The organism is Devosia sp. (genome assembly GCF_041917035.1).
Classification (GTDB): domain Bacteria; phylum Pseudomonadota; class Alphaproteobacteria; order Rhizobiales; family Devosiaceae; genus Devosia_A.
In genome coordinates this window covers 1-3718 of record NZ_JAYRYM010000318.1, presented here as the reverse complement: position 1 = coordinate 3718, position 3718 = coordinate 1, and the positions used below count along the sequence as shown (strand labels likewise).

Sequence of the window (3718 nt, the reverse complement as noted above, 5' to 3'; positions counted from 1 at the left end):
GAATAGTCGCCGTCGAAGGCCAGCGGGTTGATCTTGGAGTAGTTCGAGAGCCCGGCTTCCTTGATGTTCACGTACAGCCCGGCATCGATGGCGCCGGCCGGCAGGCGCGGATCGCCGGTCTCGAAATAGTCGGCCTGCGGGTCGGTCTTGGTCTGCAGCGCGGCCAGCGCGCGGTCGGCGATCGCCAGCTGCCCGGCGCCGTCGCCGGCATCGATCAGGTTGATCGTGATGCCGGGGTTCGCCGCCTGGAACTTCGGCGCGACGATATTGGTCCAGAAGTCGAGGATGTTGGTGTCCGACGAGGTGTACCAGTCGATGCGGCCGGCCTCGGCGAAGGCGAGGCGGGGCAGCAGCACCATGCCGGCGGCAGTGCCGCCGACCGAAAGCATAAACGCACGACGCTTCATCGTTCTTTCTCCCTGTGTTCGCCTGCGGGGTCATCCCGCGGCTGGTCAATCTGACGCCGACCGTCGCACCAGACTAATCCGCGTCCATCCGCTGGCAAGCAAAAAATGGAACGGAAATTCCATTGTGACGTCCTCGTGCTTGAAGTGTTCTGCCAAGGACCCTGGTCCGCTTTAACCTCACTGTGGTGACACTCAGATGACGTTCGTCAGCCCCGGCCGCCGGGGCGAAACCGGTTCAGCCTGCCGCCTCCTGGCGCAGGAAGAGCTTGCCGACCTCGGCAAACAGCTCGAGGTCCGCCAGCGAATCGGAGAGGCGCGTCTTGGGCTTTTCCCCGGTGGTGACGGCATGGTGGAAGGCGCCCAGTTCCACCCGGAAGGCGTCCTCGTAGAACGGGCCGACGATCTCGGTCCCCGTCGAGTGCAGGTCCGACGTGGTGATCTCGAGGCGGGTCGGCAGGTTGCGCACATAGGGCGTGTCGTAGGTGATCTTGAAATGCTGGTGCATGGTCAGCACCTCGATCGCCGCGTCGAACCGCGCCACCTCGTGGATCACTGCCTCGTACAGTGCCGTGAACGAGCCGTAGTCGAACATCACGAGGACGTTCTCGCCCCGGTGCTGGCGCGCCGCCGCGACGCCGATCGGCGCACCGAACAGCTCGCGCATCGCCGAAAAGCTGTGCGAGGACAGCCCGGTCAGCACCTGGTAGGCGCGCAGCTGGTCCGGTCGCGCCGCGCCCATCACGCTTTGCAGCAGCGCCTCGGTCCGGGTCCGTCCCTCCGCGATCACCTCTGCCGGAACGTCCGTCGGGCGGAAGATGTTGCGGCTCTGGTCGACGAAGAACTGGCTCTCGCGGATCAGGTCGCGAATGCGCACATGCCGGATTTCCCCGCGCGGCGGCAGCCGCTTCTTGAGTTCAAGAAAGGCCGGGGCGAAGCGCCGCATGTACCCGACGAAGACGATCTTCTGGTTGTTGCGATCGAGTTCCACCAGCGGCCGCAACTCGGCCGCCGTCAGTGCCGCAGGCTTCTCGATGAACACATGCTTGCCCGCCCGCATCGACCTCTCGAGCAGGGGAGCATGCAGGTGGTCCGGCGTCAGGATGAACACGGCGTCGAGATCGGGATCGTCGATCACGGCCTCGGCCGAGGTCGCGCGGGTCGGTACTCCGTAGCGCTCCGCCACATGCGCGACGAGGCTCGGCGACACATCGGTCACCGCCGCGATCTCGAAGCGCGCGTCGTCGGCCAGCAGCGGCAGGTGCATCAGCTGCGCCACTTCGCCGAGGCCGATGAGGCCGACCCGGATCCTGCCGCCGCTCACTTCAGGCCCTCGACATAGACGAGATTGCGTCGCGCCAGCTGCAGCGGCGTCTCGCTGGCATTCTCCGCCAGGTCCTGCTCCACCACCACGGGGCCATCGAAGCCCTGGGCTTCGAGAAAGCGCATGATGGCGCGGATATCGACCGCCCCGTCGGGCAGCGGCGCCATCACGCCGCGGCCATAGGAGGCCTCGATCGACAGCTTGCCGTCGAGCACCAGCTGCCGGACCGCGGCGTCGACGTTCTTGAGATGCATATAGGCGATCCGGCCCCATACCCGCTTCATGTAGGCCAGCGGGTCCTGGCCCCAGAATGCGTGATGGCCGGTATCGAAGCAGAGATCGATCTCCGTTTCGGCCAGCAGCCGGTCGATCTGCGCTTCGCGCTCGACGGCCGTTCCCACATGCGGGTGGAAGCTTGCCTTGAGGCCGAACTTGCCCTCGCTCACCGCCTGCGCCTCGCGCACGGTGGCGACCAGCCCCTGCCAGCCGGTCTCGTCGAGCACGCCCTCGCGCCCGGCCGGATACCAGTTGCTCTCGTCCATGATCACCAGGTGCCGCGCTCCCAGGTCGCGCAGCAGCGGACAGAGTTCGCCGAGCGTCGCCAGCAGCTCGGGCGCGGTGCTCCTGTCGCCGAACGTGTGCACGTGCGTGATGCCGATCAGGGTCAGCCCGCGCCGCCCCAGTTCCCGCTCCAGCACCGCTTTGTCCTTGGGCAGGAAGCCGTAGGGTCCCAGCTCGGTTCCGCGATACCCGGCCTCCGCCACCTGGTCGAGATACTGGTCCCAGGTGACGCTGTTGCCGGTGGGGTAGGCGATGCCCCACGAGCACGGGGCGTTGCCGATGAGCATGGTCGATCCCTGCATGGCGGATGTGGAGGGGCGCGGCCCTCCCAGCCCGAGCCCCGCCATCACCATGAACACGCGTGCATCGGCCGTCAATACGCAGAATGTTCATTTCACATGACAGTGGAATGACAGTCGCGTGCAACACTCATTCCATCACCAAAGATATAGCAGAAACAGCAAGTTAGTCGCGTAGTGCTTGACAGTCGGCCGCGTCCGCGACATTCCTGTCGCCGTGCACACGATTTCACCGGTGAGCCGCCATTGACCGAGCCATCGTCCCGCCCGCTGCGCCGTACCACGGCCGACATGGTGGCCAAGCGCGCCAATGTCTCGCGCGTCGCCGTCTCGCGCGCCTTCAATCCCCGCGCCTCGATCCGGCCCGACAAGCGTGACCTGATCCTGCGCGTGGCGCGCGAACTCAACTACACCCCGGACATGGCGGCACGCTCGATGGTGACCGGGCGATCCCACCTCGTGGCCGTCATCGTCCCCGATCTGGTCAGCCCCTGGGAAAGCCAGGAGGTCGACGCGCTGACCTCGGCGCTGCAGGACCAGGGCTTTGCCACTCTGCTGTTCAAGACCCGCGCCGACATGAGCCTCGATGAGACGCTGCTCACCTACATGGGCGGCTTCAATCCGGATTCGGTGATCGCCTTCACCGAGACCGTGCGGCCGCAGACGCTGGGACGGGTCCTCGATCGCGCCGTGCCCATCTATGTCGGCTACCCGGAGTCCGGCCCCTCCGCTCACGCCGCGCCGCTGTCCGACCGGCTGAACGTGCTGCATCGCGACGGGATCGTGCAGGCGGTCGCCCTGATGCAGGGGTTCGGGGCCCGACGCTTTGCCTTCCTCGCCGGCGCCGCGCACTCGCTGGCCACGGCGCAGCGCCTCCTCACCATGCGCGCGGTCCTTGCCGAGCGCGGCCTGCCGCCGCCGATCGTGGTGCAGGGCGATTATTCCTACGATACCGCGTGGCGGGAAACGGTGAACCTGTTCCGCATCGGGGAGGGGGCCGACGCGGTCTTTTCCGCCAACGATGTCGGCGCCTTCGGGGTCATCGACGCGCTGCGTCATGAACTGGGGCTGCGCGTCCCGCAGGACGTGAAGGTGGTCGGCTTCGATGACGTGGCGCAGGCGCACTGGCG

General features: G+C 66.7%; 3 protein-coding genes and 1 pseudogene. 1 reads left to right on the top strand and 3 read right to left on the bottom strand.

Features of this window, described 5'->3' with window-relative positions:
- The 3 genes and pseudogenes from ACE3TU_RS20220 to ACE3TU_RS20210 all read right to left on the bottom strand — a co-directional run.
- Positions 1-407, bottom strand: a pseudogene (locus ACE3TU_RS20220) (ABC transporter substrate-binding protein); the annotation flags it as partial.
- Between the two features lie 235 nt (positions 408-642).
- Positions 643-1728, bottom strand: a complete 1086-nt coding sequence (locus ACE3TU_RS20215) for a Gfo/Idh/MocA family protein (protein WP_374627519.1) — start codon at positions 1726-1728, stop codon at positions 643-645.
- Positions 1725-2666, bottom strand: a complete 942-nt coding sequence (locus tag ACE3TU_RS20210) for a sugar phosphate isomerase/epimerase family protein (RefSeq protein ID WP_374627516.1) — start codon at positions 2664-2666, stop codon at positions 1725-1727. The genes ACE3TU_RS20215 and ACE3TU_RS20210 overlap by 4 nt, the downstream gene beginning before the upstream one ends.
- Before the next feature lie 168 nt (positions 2667-2834).
- On the opposite strand from ACE3TU_RS20210, the gene ACE3TU_RS20205 reads away from it, so the two are divergent.
- Positions 2835-3718: LacI family DNA-binding transcriptional regulator (locus ACE3TU_RS20205; protein ID WP_374627514.1), on the top strand; the 884-nt coding region annotated here is incomplete at its 3' end.